Annotated in this window: 21 protein-coding genes and 1 tRNA gene; 7 read left to right on the forward strand and 15 right to left on the reverse strand. The window is 29.4% G+C overall.

Going from position 1 to position 21394, the window contains the following annotated elements; all coding sequences use genetic code 11:
• The first annotated feature begins 99 nt into the window (after window positions 1-99).
• Window positions 100-738: a queuosine precursor transporter gene (locus Q0984_RS06860; RefSeq protein ID WP_299525547.1), complete on the forward strand. Its 639-nt coding sequence runs from the start codon at window positions 100-102 to the stop codon at window positions 736-738.
• On the opposite strand, the gene Q0984_RS06865 is transcribed toward Q0984_RS06860, so the two are convergent.
• From Q0984_RS06865 to Q0984_RS06890, 6 genes are all read right to left on the reverse strand, one after another.
• Window positions 732-2387: an ATP-dependent DNA ligase gene (locus tag Q0984_RS06865; protein WP_299525550.1), complete on the reverse strand. Its 1656-nt coding sequence runs from the start codon at window positions 2385-2387 to the stop codon at window positions 732-734. The genes Q0984_RS06860 and Q0984_RS06865 overlap by 7 nt on opposite strands.
• Window positions 2388-3662 (reverse strand): phosphomethylpyrimidine synthase, encoded by a 1275-nt coding sequence (gene thiC / locus Q0984_RS06870; RefSeq protein WP_299525553.1) that lies wholly within the window; start codon window positions 3660-3662, stop codon window positions 2388-2390.
• A gap of 21 nt (window positions 3663-3683) precedes the next feature.
• Window positions 3684-4517 (reverse strand): methanogenesis marker 8 protein, encoded by an 834-nt coding sequence (locus tag Q0984_RS06875; protein ID WP_299525556.1) that lies wholly within the window; start codon window positions 4515-4517, stop codon window positions 3684-3686.
• A 99-nt stretch (window positions 4518-4616) separates the two neighbouring features.
• The gene (locus tag Q0984_RS06880; protein ID WP_299525559.1) at window positions 4617-4742 is read right to left on the reverse strand and encodes a hypothetical protein; all 126 of its coding nucleotides are present in this window, start codon (window positions 4740-4742) and stop codon (window positions 4617-4619) included.
• Window positions 4743-4882: 140 nt separating this feature from the next.
• Window positions 4883-7072, reverse strand: a complete 2190-nt coding sequence (locus Q0984_RS06885; RefSeq protein WP_299525561.1) for a CDC48 family AAA ATPase — start codon at window positions 7070-7072, stop codon at window positions 4883-4885.
• A 379-nt stretch (window positions 7073-7451) separates the two neighbouring features.
• The gene (locus Q0984_RS06890; RefSeq protein ID WP_299525564.1) at window positions 7452-8762 is read right to left on the reverse strand and encodes a prephenate dehydrogenase; all 1311 of its coding nucleotides are present in this window, start codon (window positions 8760-8762) and stop codon (window positions 7452-7454) included.
• A 46-nt stretch (window positions 8763-8808) separates the two neighbouring features.
• On the opposite strand from Q0984_RS06890, the gene Q0984_RS06895 reads away from it, so the two are divergent.
• From Q0984_RS06895 to Q0984_RS06905, 3 genes are all read left to right on the forward strand, one after another.
• Entirely contained in the window at window positions 8809-9870 is a 1062-nt protein-coding gene (locus Q0984_RS06895) for an mRNA surveillance protein pelota (protein ID WP_299525567.1), read from the forward strand.
• Window positions 9871-9940: 70 nt separating this feature from the next.
• Window positions 9941-10903 carry a cell wall biosynthesis protein gene (locus Q0984_RS06900; protein WP_299525570.1) on the forward strand — a complete coding sequence of 321 codons (963 nt, stop codon included), beginning with the start codon at window positions 9941-9943 and terminating at the stop codon, window positions 10901-10903.
• A 7-nt stretch (window positions 10904-10910) separates the two neighbouring features.
• Window positions 10911-11957, forward strand: coding sequence for a glycosyltransferase (locus Q0984_RS06905; RefSeq protein ID WP_299525574.1), 1047 nt, complete (start codon window positions 10911-10913; stop codon window positions 11955-11957).
• Between the two features lie 3 nt (window positions 11958-11960).
• On the opposite strand, the gene Q0984_RS06910 is transcribed toward Q0984_RS06905, so the two are convergent.
• A complete protein-coding gene (locus tag Q0984_RS06910) occupies window positions 11961-13262 on the reverse strand; it encodes an NAD(P)/FAD-dependent oxidoreductase (protein WP_299525577.1) in 1302 nt (433 codons plus the stop codon).
• 93 nt (window positions 13263-13355) lie between these two features.
• On the opposite strand from Q0984_RS06910, the gene Q0984_RS06915 reads away from it, so the two are divergent.
• Window positions 13356-13631, forward strand: a complete 276-nt coding sequence (locus Q0984_RS06915; RefSeq protein WP_299525580.1) for a HypC/HybG/HupF family hydrogenase formation chaperone — start codon at window positions 13356-13358, stop codon at window positions 13629-13631.
• Here Q0984_RS06915 and Q0984_RS06920 read toward each other — a convergent pair.
• The 7 genes from Q0984_RS06920 to Q0984_RS06950 all read right to left on the reverse strand — a co-directional run bounded on the left by Q0984_RS06920 (window position 13625) and on the right by Q0984_RS06950 (window position 17777).
• A complete protein-coding gene (locus Q0984_RS06920) occupies window positions 13625-14140 on the reverse strand; it encodes an amino acid-binding protein (protein WP_299525768.1) in 516 nt (171 codons plus the stop codon). The genes Q0984_RS06915 and Q0984_RS06920 overlap by 7 nt on opposite strands.
• A 103-nt stretch (window positions 14141-14243) precedes the next feature.
• Window positions 14244-14318: transfer RNA gene (locus tag Q0984_RS06925), tRNA-Ile, on the reverse strand.
• A gap of 91 nt (window positions 14319-14409) precedes the next feature.
• Complete coding sequence (locus Q0984_RS06930; RefSeq protein ID WP_299525584.1) at window positions 14410-14694, reverse strand: iron-sulfur cluster assembly protein; 285 nt, start codon at window positions 14692-14694, stop codon at window positions 14410-14412.
• 204 nt (window positions 14695-14898) lie between these two features.
• Window positions 14899-15813: a DUF5591 domain-containing protein gene (locus Q0984_RS06935; protein WP_299525587.1), complete on the reverse strand. Its 915-nt coding sequence runs from the start codon at window positions 15811-15813 to the stop codon at window positions 14899-14901.
• 1 nt (window position 15814) lies between these two features.
• Window positions 15815-16309: a TIGR00295 family protein gene (locus Q0984_RS06940; RefSeq protein ID WP_299525590.1), complete on the reverse strand. Its 495-nt coding sequence runs from the start codon at window positions 16307-16309 to the stop codon at window positions 15815-15817.
• A 6-nt stretch (window positions 16310-16315) separates the two neighbouring features.
• Window positions 16316-16837, reverse strand: a complete 522-nt coding sequence (tfe, locus tag Q0984_RS06945) for a transcription factor E (protein ID WP_299525593.1) — start codon at window positions 16835-16837, stop codon at window positions 16316-16318.
• Between the two features lie 82 nt (window positions 16838-16919).
• Window positions 16920-17777: a coenzyme F420-0:L-glutamate ligase gene (locus Q0984_RS06950; protein WP_299525596.1), complete on the reverse strand. Its 858-nt coding sequence runs from the start codon at window positions 17775-17777 to the stop codon at window positions 16920-16922.
• A 64-nt stretch (window positions 17778-17841) separates the two neighbouring features.
• Here Q0984_RS06950 and Q0984_RS06955 point away from each other — a divergent pair, with 64 nt between their 5' ends.
• Window positions 17842-18411, forward strand: coding sequence for a pyruvate kinase alpha/beta domain-containing protein (locus Q0984_RS06955; protein WP_299525599.1), 570 nt, complete (start codon window positions 17842-17844; stop codon window positions 18409-18411).
• Between the two features lie 66 nt (window positions 18412-18477).
• On the opposite strand, the gene mtrH is transcribed toward Q0984_RS06955, so the two are convergent.
• Window positions 18478-19419: a tetrahydromethanopterin S-methyltransferase subunit H gene (gene mtrH / locus Q0984_RS06960; RefSeq protein WP_299525602.1), complete on the reverse strand. Its 942-nt coding sequence runs from the start codon at window positions 19417-19419 to the stop codon at window positions 18478-18480.
• A 735-nt stretch (window positions 19420-20154) separates the two neighbouring features.
• On the opposite strand from mtrH, the gene ftsZ reads away from it, so the two are divergent.
• The gene (gene ftsZ, locus Q0984_RS06965; RefSeq protein WP_299525605.1) at window positions 20155-21285 is read left to right on the forward strand and encodes a cell division protein FtsZ; all 1131 of its coding nucleotides are present in this window, start codon (window positions 20155-20157) and stop codon (window positions 21283-21285) included.
• Window positions 21286-21394: the final 109 nt, after the last annotated feature.

Here is a 21394-nt window from a genome sequence, read left to right on the forward strand (position 1 = left end):
AAATATCTTAAATTTCATTTTAAAAATAGGCGATAGGATTTTATTTTAAAATATTGTTATGGATAATCTTTTTTTATATTGAAGTATAATTTAATATATATGTTTAAAAACACAGATTTGACAAAAACAGATTTATATGCAATTCTTGTGGGGATATTTTGTGCAGGATTAATTATTTCTAATATAATTGCAACTAAAACATTTGAATTTTTTTGGATAACTTTACCTTGTGGAGTTATAATTTTTCCATTAATTTATATTGTTAATGATGTGCTTGCTGAATGTTATGGTTTTAAAAAAGCTAGAAGAGCAATTCTTTTAGGATTTTTTATGAATTTGGTAGCTGTAATTTGTTATAATATAACTATGATTTTGCCGGCTCCATCATATTTTGTTGGGGATGAAGCTTTTCAAGTAGTTTTGGGAAGTACTTTAAGATTATTAATAGCTAGTTTTGCAGCTTATTTAATTGGTTCTTTGATAAATGCAAAATTAATGGTTTATTTAAAAGAAAAATATGAAAATAAGTTGTTTTTCAGATGTATCTCATCTACATTTGCAGGGGAAGGAATGGATGCACTTATATTTATTACAATCGGATTTTTAGGAACAATGCCTGTAATCACACTTTTTACCATGATTGTGGCACAAGCATTATTCAAAACAGCATATGAAATTGTTATATATCCATTAACAAGAAGAGTAATTAAAGATGTAAAAGCTTTAGAAGATTACTGAGATTTATACATTGAAATTAATCTTTCAACAGTATCTATGTCTTGTAAACCTTTATCTTTTCTAATATTCTTAACAACAGGGAAACGTAGAGAGTATCCAGTTTCATATTCTGGACTTTCAACAATTTCACTAAATGCAACTTCCAGTACTATTTTTGGTTCTACAATAATTTCTCTGCCTTTTGTGGAAAGTTCATACTCTTTCATTTTTTTAGTAAGGTATTCTAATGTAGCATCATCAAGACCAGTAGCTACATAAGCAACTGTTTTTAAGTTGTTGTCTTCATCGCGTAGGGAAACTAAATAAGATCCAACAAAATCTCCTCTTTTACCAATTCCATAAGTTCCACCAACAATAATCATATCTAAAGTTTCAGGTTCTGCTTTGTATTTAAGCATTTTTTTACCTCGAAGACCTGGTATATATGGTTCACCAGCATCTTTAATCATGATTCCTTCATGATTTTGTGAAAGTGAAAGTTCAAATAAATTTTCTACTTCTTTAACAGTATCTGGAGTTCCATAAACCATGTTACTTAAATTAATTTCATCAGGAGTTGTATCAACAATTTTTTCAAGTTTTTTCCTTCTTTTAAGTAGTGGTTCATCAATCATTGGGATTTGGTAATATAATAAATCAAATAAGAATACTTTTAAAGGAACATTTTCAACAGCTTCATCAATATTATGTTTTCTTCTAACTCTATGTAGTATATTTTGGAAAGATAATGGTTTTCCATCTCTTGTAGCTATTACTTCACCTTCTACAATATAATCTTCATGAGGTAAATATTCATTAAATAAATCTACAATTTCTGGTAATGCTTGAGTAATGTTTTCAAGTCTTCTAGTGAATATTTTTATTTCATCGCCATTTCTATGTACTTGAAGACGAATACCATCATATTTTGTCTCACAAATAGCTACGCCCATTTCATCAATAATTTCTGGAAGTGGTGGAGCAAGTTGTGCAAGCATAGGTTTAACTGGAGTTCCTGGAGTTAAATTTAATTCTTTAAGTCCGAATGATCCTTTTTCTTTTGCAACAACTGCTATTAAACCTAAATCATTTGTAAGCATCATAGCTCGTTCAACTACTGATTTTTCAATGTTGAATGCTTGAGCTATCCCATCTCTTACAACACCTTCTCCAACACCTATTCTAAGTTCTTCAAGAATCGTACGTGTTAAATATTTTGCTTCACTAGCTGATGCTTGAGATAACATTTCTAATAGTATATCAATTTTACGTTTTGTTGATCTGTTTCCATTTATTTTAGAAAGTTTTCTTAAGCTGTTAAATACAAAATCTATTGTTAAAGGTTTAGAAAAAAATGTAGTTTGGGTTTTGTTAGCATATAATTTAATACAGGCAAGACCAATATCTCCTTCGTCACGAACAGCATCTTCTACTTTGTCTGGTGTGACACCAACTGCTTCACTAACAGCTTGCATAACTAATTTATTCCCTATTCCTATTTCTTCATCACTCCAAGCAGGAAATACGCTACCTAAAATCATTAATCCTACTTGTTCTAAAGTGGTGCTATCTAATTTCAATAAAAAATCAGATATGATTTCTGTTTTTTCTAACCTTTTAGTTGTATTTTCTAAAGCAGAATATACATCTACTAATTCTTGATATTTCATTTAAAAATCGCCTTTAGCTATTTTTACTGCACAATATTCTCCGCACATTGCACACATTTCATCGTCGTCAAGTTCGCATTTGTTTCTATAACTACGTGGTTTTGATGAATCAAAAGCAAGTTCAAATTGTTTTTCCCAGTCAAAGTTTTTACGAGCTTCGCCCATTTGTTTTTCTCTACTCCATGCAGATTCAAGACCTTTAGCAACATCAGCAGCTTCAGCAGCTATTTTAGATGCAATTATGCCTTCTTTAACATCTTCAAGTGAAGGTAGTGATAAATGTTCTGCAGGAGTCACATAACATAAAAAGTTAGCTCCACTGCTTGCAGCTATTGCTCCACCAATAGCTCCTGTGATATGATCATAACCTGGTGCTAAATCAGTTACAAGAGGACCTAACACATAAAATGGAGCGCCATAACAAATGGTTTTTTGTATTTCCATGTTTGCTTTTATCTGGTTTAATGGCATATGTCCTGGACCTTCAACCATTACTTGAACATTTGCATCTTGGGCCCTTTTGACAAGTCCACCTAAGTTAACTAATTCTTGAATTTGTGGAATATCACTAGCATCACTTAGACAACCTGGTCTTAAACCATCTCCTAAGGATAATGTTATATCATATTCATAGGATAACTCAAGTAAATAATCGTAATTCTCATATAATGGGTTTTCTTGATCATTATGTTTAATCCATGATGCAAGGAAAGTTCCACCTCTACTTACAATTCCCATCATTCTTTTAGCTTTTTCTAGTTTTTCAACTAAATCTTTAGTGATTCCACAATGCAATGTCATGAAATCCACACCTTCTTTTGCTTGATTTTCAATAGCTTTAAAAAGGTCATCAGGATCCATATCAATAATTTCCTTGTTTTTATTGAGAGTAATCACTCCAGCTTCATAAATAGGTACAGTTCCAATAGTTATATCTACAGCATCCATGATTTTTTTTCTAAATGTTGTTAAATCTGATCCAGTAGATAAATCCATTAATGCATCAGCACCATATTCTTGAGCTAATTTAGCTTTACTAACTTCTAATTCAATATCATCAATTTTACTTGAAGAACCGATATTTGCATTAATTTTAGTTTTAAGACAGTCTCCAATTCCACAAGCTTTTGAATGGCCATTTATATTTTTAGGAATTACAACTCTTCCTTCAGCAATTAAGTTAGCTAATTTGTTAACAGATATATTTTCATCACGAGCAACAACTTCCATTTCTGAAGTAATATTGCCTTTTTGAGCTTCACTTTTTTGTGTCAATGTTTTTCCCTCATTATATATTTATAATAATGGATTAGGTATATCAGGATTTTCTTTTTTAGGTTTTTCTCCCCCAATTTTTTCTAATCTCATTTCTAAGAATTTTTTACCCTCTTTGGTTTTAGAATAAATTGGAACTGATTGGCCTACTGTTTTCAAACTTTCAGCATCTCCAATTTCTCTAATATATTTAGATGCACAAGCAGTTGCAACATCACAATTGTCAAAGAGAATTTTAGCATCTTCTTTTGTTCTGTTACTTGTATGTACAACAAATGTGTAAATATTTGTGTCAGGATTTAATTTTTTAAGTTCTTGGATTTTAAGAGCATCTTGGGCTAGTGCTATTGTTACAGCTATATTTTTGTAACCTTTTTTGATAGCTAATTCGATTCCAGCTATTTGATCAATTTTAGCAGTTTCTGGTTCTAAGATATTATCTTTTCCTACTTGGTCAAATAATTCTGGAATAGGTTCAGTTTTAACAAGTCCTGAAACTCTTCCACCAATACCTTGAACTAATTCACTTTCAGTTACTATTAATGTTCCACAACCTTCACAGACCATTACTACACAGTCTATTACATTTTCTTCAACTAATGTGGACATAATTTCAGAAATTCCAAAAGAAAGGAAATCTTTCATTCTAAGTTTTCTATTTGGAGTACACATTCCAAAATCATCAATTCTGAATTGTATATTATCCCAGATAGATTCTTTAGTTATTTTTTCCATTCCTCTGTGATGGTGAAATAATGGGCAATAATCAAGTTTAGGTTCTGTAACATCAATTACGTTACCATCTTTGATGGTTATATTACTTAATCCGATTGCTTCAATAATATGTTCACTCATAATTTTATATTAGTTAGTCAATAGGTTAAAATTTACTATTTTGTATAATAATAGTTTTACTATGATGATTCGTATTATTGAGGATATCTTGATAATTGATTATATGGTGTTGTTGAAGATTAAATCCCTAGATAGGCTTGTGACAATTAAATTTACATGAGTTATTTCAATAAATTCTTTGGAATTTACAATGTCTGATGTAACTGTTTTAGTTTTTTGAATCATACACTATGTTTTTGTCCATAGATTTTTTATCTAACCATGTCATGAATTAATTCAATTAAATATGTATTGTTCATAATATAATATTAAAATAAGTAATTTTCGAAAAAAAGATAAAAATAAGAAAGAAAACTCTTTCTTATCTACATATATTGAATCTGGTCTGGAGTGTCGTTAGATGATTTGACTTTTTCAAGAGCTTCTTTGAAGTATTTGTTAGGTACATTTTCAGCATTGATATCATTTCTTAATGTTAACATTGCTGCTTCACGACATACTGCTTCAATATCTGCTCCAACATAACCTTCAGTTTGTTTAGCTAATTTTTCAAGATTTACATCATCAGCTAATGGCATATCATGAGTATGTACTTTAAATATAGATAATCTAGCTTCTTCATTTGGTAAATCCACTTTGATATGTCTGTCAAATCTTCCAGGCCTCATTAAACCAGCATCTAGTATGTCTGGCCTGTTTGTTGCAGCAATAATTGCAACGTCTTCAAGTTCTTCCATACCATCCATTTCAGTTAATAATTGATTTACAACTCTTTTAGTTACTCCACTGTCTGCATCGTTTGCGCTACGGCTACTTGCAATTGAGTCTATTTCATCAAAGAATATAACTGTAGGTGCTGTTTGTTTAGCTTTTCTAAAGACTTCTCTTACTCCTTGTTCGGATTCACCAACCCATTTAGAAAGTAATTCTGGACCTTTAATAGATATAAAGTTAGCTTCACTTTCACTAGCTACTGCTTTAGCTAGTAATGTTTTTCCAGTACCTGGGACTCCATAAAGTAAAGTTCCTTTAGGTGGTCTTACGCCAAATTTTTCGAATTTTTCAGGATATTTTAAAGGCCATTCAACAGCTTCTTTTAATTCTTGTTTAACATCATCAAGTCCACCAACATCATCCCATTTAACATCTGGTACTTGTACAAGTACTTCTCTTAATGCAGAAGGTTGTATCTCTTTTAGTGCTGATTTAAAATCATCAGATGTAACAATGATTTTTTTAAGAACTTCTTCTGGAATTTCTTCATCATTTTTAATTTCTGGAATGATTCTTCTAACAACTCTCATTGCAGCTTCTTTACATAATGATTCTAAGTCAGCCCCTACGAATCCATGGGTGGTGCTAGCTAGTTTATGTAAATCTATATTTTCTGCAAGTGGCATGTTTCTTGTATGAATTTCAAGAATTTCTTCTCTTTCTTCAGCATCTGGAACACCTATTTCAATTTCACGATCAAATCTTCCAGGCCTTCTTAATGCTTGGTCAAGAGAGTCTGGTCTGTTTGTTGCTCCAATAACTACGACTTGGCCTCTGGATTTAAGTCCATCCATTAAAGTTAAAAGTTGAGCTACAGTTCTTCTTTCAGTTTCTCCTTGAGTATCTTCTCTTTTTGGAGCAATTGCATCTAATTCATCAATAAATATGATTGATGGTGCATTTTCTTCTGCTTCTTCAAAGTATTCTCTTAAATTTTCTTCAGATCCACCTACATATTTACTCATTATCTCTGGCCCATTTATTGCAATAAAATGAGCATCACTTTCACTAGCTACTGCTTTAGCTAGTAATGTTTTACCTGTACCTGGAGGACCATGCATTAACACTCCTTTTGGAGGTGCAATTCCTAATTTATCAAAGAGTTCTGGTCTTTTAAGAGGGATTTCAATCATTTCCCTAACTTTTTTAACTTCATCTTTAAGACCACCTATATCTTCATAACTTACATCAACTAAGTTAGTTACACCTTCAATGTTAGATACATCTACTGGACTTTCATGTAATTCTACTTCGGTGTTTGGTCCAACTACAACAATTCCTGCAGGTTTGGTTGATACTACCGCAAATTTAATCTCTTGCATTGGTGAAAAATCCATGAAGTCATCAAATATGCTGTTAAATCCCATTCCCATACTAGGTCTAGTTCTAATTTGAGATCCAATAATATCTCCTTGAACCATTGCTTTTCCTTGGAATAATCCATTGACATTTCCTTGTACTCGAATATTGTTTTCAGTTGGTGCAAGGACAACTTTTTTAGCTTCAACAGCTTGTGCTTTTTTAATGGTTACTTCACCACCAATAGTTGCTCCTGAATTTTTACGGATTAATCCATCAATCCTAATGACTCCAAGCCCTATATCTGTCTGGGAAGGTAGAGCAATTGCTGCAGTTTTTTTATCTCCAATAATTTCGATAAGGTCTCTTTCATTGATACCAAGTTCAGTCATACTTTTAGGGTCTAATCTAGCAATCCCTTGACCAATTTCTCTTTGTGAAAGAGATTCAGCTACTTTTAAAGTAATTTCATTTTTTGCCATATTATCATCTCCTTTTTTAAATGGCGTATTATATAGTTTTAAAAACTATATTACTAGGATAAATTCCTTTAAATTCACTAAATAATAAAAATAATAAAATAAATTTCTGTTTGTCTTTTTTATGTTTCGTTTTCTGGAAACAATTATATATTAATATGTTCTAATATATAAAGGTTTCGGTTCAACTGTAAAATTTAAAATTTACTAAAACTTGTTTTTTTATAAAAAATAAGGTCATGTAATTATAATTTTTAATTGCATATTTTTAAAGAGTTAATTTAAAAAATTAAGAAAATTAATTCTTAATTTTAATATTATATTTATTATAATTGCTTTTTGAATTTAAAAATTAATTTCGTATATATTCAAACGAACTAATTTATCGTATAATTCCACCAAAACCAGTTAATAATGATTTAACATTTTCAATACTTTTTTTATAAAGTCCAGTAACTTCAAATGTTAAACTAACATTATCTTTTTCAATTTGGGGGCCTTGATAAACATCAGTGATTTTAACATCAATTATATTGTCCATATGGGATATCGTATTTAGTATAACATGTTTATCGACACGCACTGGGAAAACACAGCTTATTGATTCTGTTTTTTTATTTAGGTTTTCAACTTTCCAATTGTAAAGTTCATTATCACTTAAAACTTCAATATTTGCTACAACTAATTTTTTAGTTTTATTCCCATCTTTTAAAATAGCTGTGTCTTTATCAACTTTTTCTAAAATCCCTACATGAATTTTTCCAGAATAAATATGTTTTAAACCGATTTCTTTTCCTATAGATTGGTTTAATAAACTATGTTCATGATTTAATGAATTAATCGCTTTATCACTTCTACCTAATGCTCCTTTAATGTCTCCCATATTTTTGGTAGCTTTAATTGCTATATCAACAAATTTATCTTCTTGCTCTTCGTTGATAACATCCCTAAGTTCATTAACTGCACTTGCAAAGGTATTTCTTATTTTTGGACCATTATTATTCATAGATTGGATATAATAAGTTAAATATGGATTTTGTGCTACAATTCTTGCAATCATATCAATCATAAGATTGTAAATTGGACTTTCAAAATCTTCAGTTTCGCCTATGTCTACTTTTAATTTTTCCATAGCTGAAGCAGTTGAAATAAATGAGAAATGAGTTAATACTTGAACAATACTCATCATATAATCATGTTTTTTGGCAGTTGTTTCGATTATTCTCATATTTTTATTATCTAAATAATTATAAACTTTATCAAACCACTTTCCTTTTTTATCAGGAGTCAAAACAATTACTTGGTTATCTAATTCTGTTGTTCTGGGACCAAATATTGGATGTGTTGGGAGATATTCTACATCTTCATTTAATTCTTCTTTCATAGTTTTACTTGGTATTTCTTTAACAGATGTAACGTCAACCATTAATGATTCTTTTCTCATAAATGGTGCTATTTCACGAATAACACTAGGTGTATAATGAATTGGAACTGATACTATTACAACATTACACATTTCAGCTAATTGTGTGTTTGATTCAACATATTCAATATCTAATTCATTAGCTACATTTCTTCCTTTTTTATGGTCTCTGGCACTGATAATTACATCAAAATCATCCCTTAAAAAGTAGATAAGGGTTTTTCCTAAACCATCACTTCCACCTATTATTCCAACTTTCATTTTAATCATTAATAATTTAAGTTATCAGTTATATAAATAATTAAGATGTGAAAATATGAAAATTATAAAACAAGATAAAAAAGAAGGAATTGTAACATTAGTTCCAGAAACCCTTGATGATTTATGGCATTTATCTCATATTATAGAAGTTGGAGACAGTATATCTTCTAAAACTACTAGACGTATTCAAGATAATACTGGAGATAAATTAAGAAGTGATAGGGGAATTAAAAAAACATTCACATTAAGAATTGATGTTGAATCTATTGCATTTCATATTTTTACTGGAAAACTAAGACTTACAGGAGTAATTACAAAAGGTCCTGAAGATCTTATTCCTTTAGGTTCGTACCATACAGTTGAAGTTAAAATGAATACTCCAATTACTATTAAAAAAGACAAATGGGCGAAATGGGCTTTAAAAAGGCTCAATCAAGCTATTGAAGCTTCTAAAAAATTAGCTGCAATTATTGTTCTTCTTGAAGATGATACTGCTACTTTAGGTTTAATGAGGCAATTTGGTATTGAATATTATGGTCCAATTAAAGGGGCAGTTTCTGGAAAACGTATCGTTGATAAGAATCGTTCAAAAGCAATTGCTCAATTTTATGAAAAAGTCATAGAATCTATTGATAAGTTTAAGGATATTCAAAATATTGTAATAGCTGGCCCGGGATTTGTTAAGAATGATTTCTATGATTATATAAAAAATAAACATAAAGAGTTAGCTTCTAAAGCTATTATTGAAAGTACAGGTTCTGGAGGAAGAGTTGGTATTCATGAAGTTCTTAAAAAAGGAACAGTTGAAAAATTAACTGTAGAAAATAGGGTGGCCAGTGAAATGGTTGCTATTAATAAACTTCTTGAAGAAATTGGTAAAAATTCATCTAAAGTAGCTTATGGTGAAAAAGAAACTATCAATGCAATAAACCTTGGAGCAGTTAAACAATTATTGATATTAGATACAGCAATAGCAAATAATGATATGGGAAATCTAATGGATATGGTTGAGAATATGAATGGTGAAGTGATGGTTATTAGTAGCCAACATGAAGGTGGAGAGCAACTTAAAGCTTTAGGAAGTATGGCTGCTATTTTGAGATATGAAATAGCTTAATAAAATTATATATAACATTAATTATTATAACTTATAACTAAGAAGAATTTTTAATTTAACTGTGATTAATATGTTGTATACAGGGATGATTGATGCATTTATTATTGTATTTATTTTATCAGCAATAGGTTCACTAGCTTTAAATGCAATATTTCGATTTTTTGGTGGAAAAGGTTATTTGGGAAATTTATATCCTAATGTACGTGGAGGAATTCCTCGTGCTATAGGTTTAGTTCCATGGATTATATTGTGTTTCTTTTTCTTACCGGGATATAATACACTAGTTTTAATCATGGGTCTTTTTGCACTTGTTGATGATATTTTAGGAAGGACTCCTTCTCCAATCGGTATTGAATGGGGCCAACTTTCTAGAGGTATTGGAATGTTGTGTGTTATGATTGCAGGATTCTATGAAGGATTAGGATTATCTGCAGTTTTCATTGCATTATTAGTTCAACCAATTAATATATCTGATATGCAACCTGGATCAGCATGTATGGTTACAGTCATCATGTCTGTCATAACTATAATTTGTATGTTGATTGTTGGATCTCTTCCAGTTTCAGAATTGCCTGCAATTTACACTCCATTATTATTAATAATTGTTTGTATAGCATATTCTCCATTGGATTTTGCTGGAAAAATCATGTTGGGAGAAGTTGGAAATCATTCCTTTGCAGTGGCTTTAGGAATTTGTTTCTATCTAGTTGGAGGTTTATGGTGGTTAATTGGATTATCTATAGTTACTGTATGCCTTACAGCATTCGTTAGGAGAAGTACACTTAAAATATTCTTTAATCAAAGATTGGGTATTTTAAATCCTACATTTGGGGATTTCTTTATGGATGTTTTAACTGGAGGAGGATTAGGAGACTTATTCAGGAGAATTTTATTAAAAACTAATCAATATGAGGTAAAAAACCCATTTTTAATAAAATTAGGATTTAGAAGACTTCTTTATAATCCTTATTCTCCAACTCATGGTAGTCATAATCATGATAAATCATATAAATTAAGAATCGATGGAGGTTAGAATAGTTATGAAAGCATTAGTTATAATTACTGGTAGGGGCCTTGGTGGTGATGCAGTCATAGCAAATAATATAATTGAAGGTCTTGAAGCTAAAGGAATTCAATGTGAAATAGCTTTAGATGAATCTGCTCCAGGTTTATTATTTAAGAAAAAAGGTAGGACTTGGCACAAAATAAAAATTCCTCAAGCTGGAGGTCACGCAGCAACAAAAGCTACAGCTATTAAAGCAGCATTTAAAATGATATCTGCAACTTTTAAAGCAAGACGTCTTATTAAAAAATTAAATGCTGATTTTGTTGTAGGAGTTATTGGTGGTGGAGCTATTGTAGGTTCTGTTGGTGCTAAATTAGCTAGAAAACCTGCGGTTTCAATTGTTGCTACTCCATTAGATTCTAAAATATGCCCTAAATTTAATCAATCTTTTGCATTGCCTGAAATGTCATATTTATTACCTGAAAATCTTCCAAAAAATTTGGATAAAACATTATATCCTTTAAAAGAAGGTGTAGGTGACGGAAATCCTAATGTTGCACTTGAAAAATTAAAAGAATCTTCAAAATTTGATGAAAATAAAAAAACAATTTTATTCTCTTCTGGTTCTTCAATATTTAAAGGAATAATTGAAGGAGCTAATAATTTTTCAAAAATCACAGATGATTATAATATTTTATTAGTTGGTTTGCCTTTAAAAGAAGATTACTTAGATGAATTAGATGAAAATGTGATTTATTTAGGTTATATTGATTGGATGAATCATTTACTCACTTATCTTGATTTAGCTGTTTTAACTGATGATGGAGTATTGCTTGAAGAAACTTTAGCGTCAGAACTTCCAATTGTAACAGTAACTAAAGTTAAATGGGGAAGATATCATAATATGGCTGGTGTTTTTAAAGGTGCTATCATTGAATCTGATATTGATAATTTAAATGATAATATTTTCAAAGCATTTGATGAGTTTGATGAACTTAAAAAGAATGCTATTAAATATTCAAAAGATTCTTTAGAAGCTAAATCTAAACTAGCTCAAAGAATAATTGATGTGGTTAAATAGAAACTACAACCACATATTTTTTATAATTTTATAATTTGCATCTGTTGAAGGATGTATTTCAAGGAAATCACCATATTTATCTAATGGTGAATCTATTCTCATTAAATAAGATAAATATGCAACATCGCTTACAGAAGATGGTGAGATAGAATTTATTTTTTTAATTTTGTTCTGTTTTTTATCAAAGGATATTTTTGTATATCCAGTTTTTCCGTTTAATATATCCCAAAACATTCCAGGACCAGCTATTCCAGGAATTCCAATATTTGCTATGTCTTCATTTGAACAGTTATTTTTCTCATCTTCAACAAAACTTACTTCTGTATTCAAGCTTAATGTTTGAGGAATTGCACGATAGCTAATTTTATTTGGATAGTTTGCCATATTTCTTGCAGCTGTCATGCCTTCCATTCTAGCTACTGGTGTCAATTGATATCCTCCAGTAACATCTCCTGCAGCATATATATTATCTTTACTAGTTTCCATCATTTCATTAACTTTTATGGTATTATCAGAATTTAATTCAACAATGTCTTTAACAATTTCACTGTTAGGTGTTCTGCCTGTTGCAAAAAATGGAATTCCTTCTAATTCTTCATTTTTATCAGTAATAACTTTATTTTTATCACATTTTATAACATTAGTGTCTTCTATTAAATTTATTTTAGGAATTGCATGTTTAAAGATATAATCTTTAGTATCATTATCAATTTCTTTTAATGCTTTGGATCTTGCAATTATATTAACTTCACTTCCAAGAGTAGAATATATATTAGCTACTTCAACAGCAATTATTCCGCCACCAATAATATTTAATTTTTCAGGAATTTTGTCTATTTTTAAAATATCTTGGTTAGTTAAACCATATTCGCTACCGGGGATATCTGGAATAAATGATCGTGCTCCAGTAGCTATTAATAAATTATCCCAATTTAGACTTTCTCCATTTACTTCAACATGAGACTCGTTAATTTTAGCTTCACCATAAATAATATTATTTCCAACACTTTTATTTTCACTTTCGTTTAGTTTTCTGAGTTTCTTTTGAGTTTCAGTAATTTTTTCTACTATTTTTTCATAAGAAATATCAAGTTGACTTTTAATAAATCCATGATTATTAAATGTATTATTTGTCTCTATAAATTTAGTAATGTCAGTTAATGCACATATAACCATGCATCCTTCGTTTAAGCATGTTCCAGCTATATGGTTTTTTTCAATTAAAGTAACTTCTTCACCTAGCTTTCCAAGCTCTAATGACCCTAATCTGCCTGCAGGACCTGATCCAATAACTATATTTTTCATGTATACACCTTTTTATAGATAATTATATATAGTTTAATTTAGTATAGATAATATATTATTCTTTTGAATTAATTTAAGAAGAGGGAGAAAATTATGTGTATTGCAGCACCTGCAAAGGTTGTTGAAATCAACAAAGAAAAAGAAAGTTTGTTTGCAGACTTCGGAGGAGTAAGACAAGAAGCAAAAATTAATCTCTTACCTGATGTGAAGATTGGTGATTATGTTCTTATTCATGCGGGTTATGCAATAGAAAAATTATCTGAAGAAGCAGCTAAAGAATCTTTAGAAGCTTGGGAAGAACTTTTAGAAGTTCTTGAAGAAGAAGATAGAGAAATGGAAAAAGCTAAAATGGCTGATTTAAATCAATAGATTGATACTCTATTGACTCCTTTTATTTTTAAAAATTCATTTATAACTTCATTTTCTATTGGGTTTTCGGTAATTACTGTTAAAATAGGATTTTCTTCAAGCTCATTATCTTCTGCATAAGCTTGTCTTATATTTATGCCTTTTTTTGAAATTATTTTAGTTATTGCAGCTAAGATACCTTCATTTTGAGATCCTACTTCAATTTCAATAACTCCTAAGTTTAGGTTTTTAGCAATATTTTTTAGAAGTGTTCCTGCAGGTAAAACATTATTAAATATATTGTATAATTTTTCGTCATTCTGAATTACTTCAATTGTTGATTTTATCGCTCTTCTGTCAACATCTGCAGCATTAGCTAATGCTTTATCGCTTATTTTAAGATTACCACAATATATTTTCCCATCATCATTTAATGATAATCCTAATTCAATCATTTTTTCAGCTACTCTCATACGTGCTGGATATTTTTTGAATTTTTCATTAATATTTTCCCACATTTTAATCATTATTCCAACTTTTTGTACATTGATGTATTTTTTAGTTGAATATGATATATAAAAATTAGTATTTTAATAATAAGAAAATTAATTGTTAGTAAAATTAGTTTAAAAGTAGGCTAGATGGGATTCGAACCCATGACCTCCCGGTTATCAGCCGAGCGCGCTAACCAAGCTGTGCCACTAGCCTATGATATTATGTCGCTTGTATGTAAGCAACAATTATACTTATGGTTGTTACTATATATAACCTTTTCGGTTATACATAGTTTTTTTTAAGATTATTTGTTTAACATTTCATTAATAGAATCTGCCATAGCATGTCCTTGAACATCTATTTTTACTTTGTTAATTCCATCAACATTTTCTGCTGCAGTTTTTGCATCAGCAGCAATACGTACGATACTCATACAACCAGGATTTGTTGGTTTAATAGTTAATTTTGCTTCATCACCGTTAACAGTAATATCTTGTACAATACCCATTTCTACAATACTTACTCCCATGTGGGGATCATTAATTACAGAAACAGCATTTTTAATATCATTTACTAAATCTTCTGACATAATTGTTCTCCTAAAATTTTTTAGAACTTGTTTATATTATTTAAATTTGTTATATTTATAGATAGTTATTTGATTATACTGTTTGTTTAATAAGAAAATAAGTAAATTTAGACAATTAATTTCTATATTTTGATAAGCCTAAATTTTTCAATATCTTTTTTGATTTTAAAAGATTATAATTTAAATTTTAAAAAATAAAACTCTTTAATTGTTTTTTAGTCTGTGTTTTATTTTAACTCCAATTCCGTTTTGACATTGTTCCATTTCATGACCAGTTAATATAGCTTTTCCAACACCAACAACTTCATCATCTTTAACAACAACAACTTCATCATTTGGTATAATATTATGATCTGCTTTTCTAATTCCTGGAGCAAATACTGTATTTGTTTCTAAGTCAAAATCAATGTTGACAATATTAACACCTAAATCTTTTAAAAGTTCTCCTCCAGCTAAATTAAGTCTATATAATCCAGTATCTTTATTTAATAAAGCTAATTGTTTTCCATTTGAGATGATTTTTTTATGATATCTTCCTTTTGTTTTAACATTTTCTGGAATAAAATCGGCAGCTTTTGAGCCAAATTGGTAAACTGCAATAGATTTAAGTTCACTTAAAACTTTATCTCTACGATTTATTTTTTGATGATTTTTAAGTTCCATTCTTAAATTGTAAATGGAATCTGGGGAAGTTGGACGACCATCTTTACAGGTATATGTACATTCATCAAGATATTGTCTACAAACTTCTTCATATCCTCCATGGACATTAGCTACAACATTTTTACCTTTGACATATTTTGCAAGTAATTTTCCAGATTCATCAATTTCATCTTGAGACCATGAACCAGTAACTGCAACATCATATGATTGAATTGGAAAAGTGTTTTCTAATTCTCTTGGACAAATTCCAAAAGGAGAGGTTATTATAAGTTCCTGAAATGATCTTGTTACTTTTCTAAATTTTTGATGTGATTTAGAATTAGAATAAGGTTTTTTCATACTGCAGGGTAATAAAACAACTGTATCTCCAATTGGTTTCATTAATTCCATTCTTTGACGCCATCTCATAGCTTCTGGACGGTATAATGATTCTTCACTTGAACAAATTACTTTCATATTAATCTTCCTCAAATGGTTTAATTAATTCATCATTAAGTTCAATTAATCTTTTAATATTTTCTTCAGGTTCATCTATTTTTCTTTTCCATTTAGCAATATCAAAATCAATATCTACTTCTTTTGTTCCACTAAGTAAATTATCAGCATGTGCAACTATTTTTTCTTCAATTGTTTGTGGAATATATGATTTTTTAGGAAGTCCAAGTTTAATAGCTTCATCTTCACTAAGTCCTGCCCCAATATGTCTTTCTACTATATTTTGAACTTCTTTGGGATATCCATATTCTTTAACTATTTTAGCTCCTTCAACAGCATGATGTATTCCATGGGTTTTTGAACGACCTATATCGTGTAATAGTGCTCCTTGTTTAATAAGATCTTTATTTGCATTTTCAAAATTAGATGCAATAATCATAGCTTTTTTATAAACTGCTTTTGAGTGAGCTATTACATTTTCAGGTGTTTTTTCTTTTTTTAAAATTTCAATTTCCATGTTATCTTAAGCATCAACTTTTTTAGTAAATGATTTATAATTGCTTTCAACAGTTTTAATATCATCTTTTAGCTGTTTAATTAAATTGGTATTGTCAAAGAATTCTAATTCTTCACCACATTCTGGACAGATAAAATCATATTCTGTTGATTTTTCAAAGTCAAGTCTAATATGTCCTTGTGGACATACAAAGTACATGGTATCTTCTTCTTTTTCTAATTCTTCATTAAGCATTTTTAGATATTGTTCTGAATCATTTTTTATATGATTAATTACTTCTTGTTCTTCAAATTTCCAGGAATATGTGAACCATTGTGTTTCAGGATCTTTGCTTCTTTTATATGTAGCTAATCCTATATCATAAAGTTTATAAAGAATTTTTCTAACTATATTTAGTTTAATTCCAGTTTTTTCAGCAATTTCTTCGTCGGTTTCAACACCATCAATCAATGCTTGAACAATAGGTAAATTGCTTTCATCTTCTACAACATTTGTTAATAAGGACTTTACTAAGGGGTCATCTATCATCTAATTTCTCCTAAAAATGCTTTTCAAAAAATAATTAATATTAATAATCAATGATTTAGATTTGTATTTTCTAATATAAATATTATCTCTTTCTTATAATTACTGCAGGAGTGTGGGTTATAGAATCTAAAGCTTCTATTGTTACATTAGATTCGTCAGTTCCTAAAACAGATTTAACACTATGTATGGTGGACATTTCTGTAGCTAATGATTTTTGATAATCTTCAGCAATATTAGCTATTTTTAAACCTTCTTCAACACTAATATCTTCACTGCATCCTAAAGGAGTTGAACCCATATTTTCTCCTAATTGTCCTTTAACATAACCAAAAACTCCTTTGTTAGATTCAATGCCTTCAATAGCTATTGGTAATCCAGTAAAGTATTTTCCATTTTTTTTGTATGTTGCATCAGTATCAATAATCATTACACAAACATTTTTTCCAATTTCTTTTTTCAAATTTTCAGCTACTTTTTTGGGATTTTCCGGAAGTAAAGAAACACAGGTTCCGGGAGCATTACTTAAATCAATACCTGCTTCTGAAGCTGGTTTTAGTGCATGTTTCAAACCATATAATTGTAAAACTACTTCTTTATGCGCATAAGTTTCTTTGGGAAGTCTTCTTAAGTTTTTAATAGTTCTTTTTTTAATTCCTAAAATTGGTCCAAAAATATATCCCCATAGATATTTGCTCCAAATAGTTGTAAGAAATTTAGCTTTTAGTGATGGTTTATATTTTGATTCATCAATTAATCTTCCTTGTGAAACGGAAATTGGTGTTTCTGCTATTACTAAATAGTCTCCATTTTCCATAATTTCTTTTGCAGGATTAATTATTGAATTTAAATTTTCATTAGGTTTAATGTATCCTGTTTCAATAGGTATTACAATATATTCTCCATTTATCACGTGTTTTATGTCTTTTAAATTTTTGCTCATAAAATTCCTTCAACTATTTAATATAAATAATATATTGTATTTATTATTATTTAAGGTGATTTCAATGGAAAATTCTATAACCTATTTTGAAAAAGAAGGAGAAGATTATACTGATGAATTAATTTCTCTTGTTAAACAAAGATTGGATAAATCTGATGATATTAGGTATATTCTTATTGCATCAGCTTCTGGTGAATCTGCTTTAAAATTAGCTGAGGCTGTTGATGGTGATGCAGAAATAATTAATGTAAGTCATCATGCAGGATTTAGTGGACCTAATGAAATAGATATATCTGATGATATGATTGATAAACTTGAAGAGAAAGGTGTTGATACTTTTATTGGTTCACATGCGTTTAGTGGTGTGGGTCGTGGAATAACTAATAAATTAGGTGGTATTAATCCTCCAGATATTATAGCTGATACTCTTCGTATGTTTTCACATGGAGTAAAAGTAGCTGCAGAAATTTCTATCATGGCTGCAGATGCTGGTTTAATTCCTGTAGATGAAGAAATTATTGCTATTGGTGGTCGTGCACATGGTGTAGATACTGCACTTGTTTTAACACCAGCTAATATGACTAATGTTTTTGATTTAAATATTCATGAAATTATAGCTATGCCACGTCAATAGCTTTCTTTTTTTATTCTTTTTTTTTTAAAAAAATGGTGATGGTTATTGATTTAATTTAAGTTAAATCTATAATAAATTGTTAATTGGGTGTGATTCGATAGCTTCAGTACCAAGTTCTGCAGCTGCTTCTGCAATAAACATATCAGTTTGTGCAATAGCAGGGAAACAGATGGTTGCGTTATCAATAGGTCCAAATAAAACGAAGTCTCCACCAGCCATTACTTGGAGGATGTTTGCTCCAATATCACAAACAGTAAATGCAGTTTTGTTTCCACTTTCGTTTTTGTAGTCTCTTAACCAGTCCCATGCTGATGGGATGTTGTGAATACCAGATCCTACTGGGTATCCCCATTTAGATTTTTCTGCAAAAGTAGCACTACCTGCAATACCTGCTCCTTGTCCTAATGGAGTTACTGCAGTATCCATCATAAATTTAGTAATACCACAATCTTCTGCTACTTCAAGTAAACCTTTTTCATAAGATCCATCGTCTCCATCTTCCCACATTGCGATTTTTCCTTGAACAGTACTGTTCATTGGGTTGAATCCTAAGATAATGGAAGAGTCAATATCAGTTTCTTTAAGTGCTTCTAATTCTGATTTTTCTGCAGACATATTAATTGAATTGTAAATAGCTCTTTCAGTTAAACCAACTTCATTAGCATATCTTGCACCAGCTACTCTAGCATCACCAGAAGTAGAATCTATAAGGAATGGAAGATCGTAGTTATCTCCTACAAATTCGAGGTATTTTACAATTGCTTCTTCAGTTTGTCCGAAAACTTGAGCAATACAAGGATTTCCAGTTACATCAGACATTTCAATCATGTCAGTAAGTAATTTGTCAGCCCTGTCTTTATCAAAGTCACCAGTTAATTCATCATTAACGATGTTGTGTCCGCCGTAAAAGATAGTACCACATAATACTGTTGGGTATTCTCCAGGTTGACCACCCATTTTTACCCCAGCAAAGTCAAATACGGTTTGTTCTTTATCAAATTTAAACATTTAAATTACCTTATTTAATTTTTAATAATCTCAAAAGTACTTTGTTATTTATCAAATATTTTTTAACAAAATTACATTTTTCTGTAATAATTATTTAATAAAACTTCGGATATTATTTTAATTTAATAAAAATATCTTAATTTTATTAAATAATATTCAATAAAATTTATTTTTGAATTTAGTCTTTTCAATAATTTTTTGAGACTATTTGTTATTTTCATGTTTAATTATATATAAAAGTATTGTATCACTATTCATTTATTAGTTTTAATTTTTGTTAACTGTTTATTTTTATTTAATTTTTTTTATCTATTTTTCTTTTTTAATGATTTGATTGTTTTTCAATTTTATTAACTTAATAACTTTTTATTTTATTTTTTTTAAAAAATAGTGGTTATTTTAGGTATTTTAAAATAAGTTAATATTTAATCATGATTAATAATTAAAACTCTGTTAATTTTAGTAATATCTGATTTTAAAGTAGTTATATGAAATAGTTTAATTAATAAATTAAATTAATTTTATTATTTTATCTTAATAGTTGTTTTAGTTGGATATTTTTATTTTCAATAAATTAAACGTATTTTTTAGAATTTTTAGCTTTGAAATTATTATAAATAATATTGAAGTTAAAAAATAGATTATATTTTGATTACTTTTTGACAAGTAGTGGTATTTAAATATTAGTTGTTACAAAAATAGTTAACATATTTAAAGAGTATGTGGGGTTAATCCGTGAAATTTATAGATGATGCAATCAAAGAATCCGAACAAAGAATGGAAAAGAAAGCACCTGAAAAAATTTCCTCAGATATTGACAATGATTTAATAGAATTATTTAAACAAAATAAAACTAATATTTTTGTTGTTGGTGCTGGAGGAGCAGGTAATAATACTATTTCTAGATTGAATGAAATAGGTGTCGAAGGAGCTACAACAATTACTGTAAACACTGATGCTCAAGATTTATTTTATAGTCAATCTAGTAAAAAAATCCTCTTAGGAAAACAAACATGTGGAGGATTAGGTGCTGGAGGAGATCCTTCTGTTGGTGAAGAATGTGCTGAAGAAACAGAAGATGAAATCAGGGATGAACTTGAAGGTGCAGATATGGTATTTGTTACCTGTGGACTTGGTGGAGGAACAGGTACTGGTTCAGCTCCAATTATTGCTAAATTAGCTAAAAAAGCAGGAGCATTAACTGTTGCTGTAGCTACTATGCCTTTCTCAGCAGAAGGTATTAGAAGAAGAAATAATGCAGAAGAAGGTTTGGAAAAACTTAAAGCTGCTGCAGACACTGTGATTATTATTCCAAATGATAAATTATTAGAAGTAGCACCAAATCTTCCTTTGAATAAAGCATTTATGGTTTCTGATGAAATTTTAGGTAGGGCAGTTAAAGGAATTACAGAATTAATTACTAAAAGTGGTCTTGTAAGTTTAGACTTTGCAGATATTAGAAGTATCATGGGTAGTTCTGGTATGGCTATGATTGGTATGGGTGAATCTGATTCTGGAGACAGAGCATTAGAATCAGTACATGAAGCATTAAGCAGTCCATTATTAGATATTGATATTTCAAATGCTACTGGTGCATTAATTAATATTTGTGGTAGTTCAGATATGACTTTACATGAGTCAGAAAAAATTGTTCAAGTTGTTGCTGATAAATTAGATCCTGAAGCTAATATTATTTGGGGAGCTCAAATTGATGAAAGCTTAGAAAATACTATTAGGACTACTATTGTTGTTTCTGGTATTTCTGAATCTGATTCTGATAATGATGTTGATGATGATTTTGAAGAATCACAAGAAACTACATCTAATGAAGATCAATTAGATGATTTTATTGATGGAATATTTTAAATTCCAAATTTTCTTTTTTTTCATAGAAAACTTTATTAATTATTAAAACAAAAAATTATTTCATTACTATTATTTTATTATAATTCACTACTATAGGATTAAATTCTGT

Source organism: uncultured Methanobrevibacter sp. (assembly GCF_934746965.1).
In the GTDB taxonomy this organism is placed as follows: domain Archaea; phylum Methanobacteriota; class Methanobacteria; order Methanobacteriales; family Methanobacteriaceae; genus Methanocatella.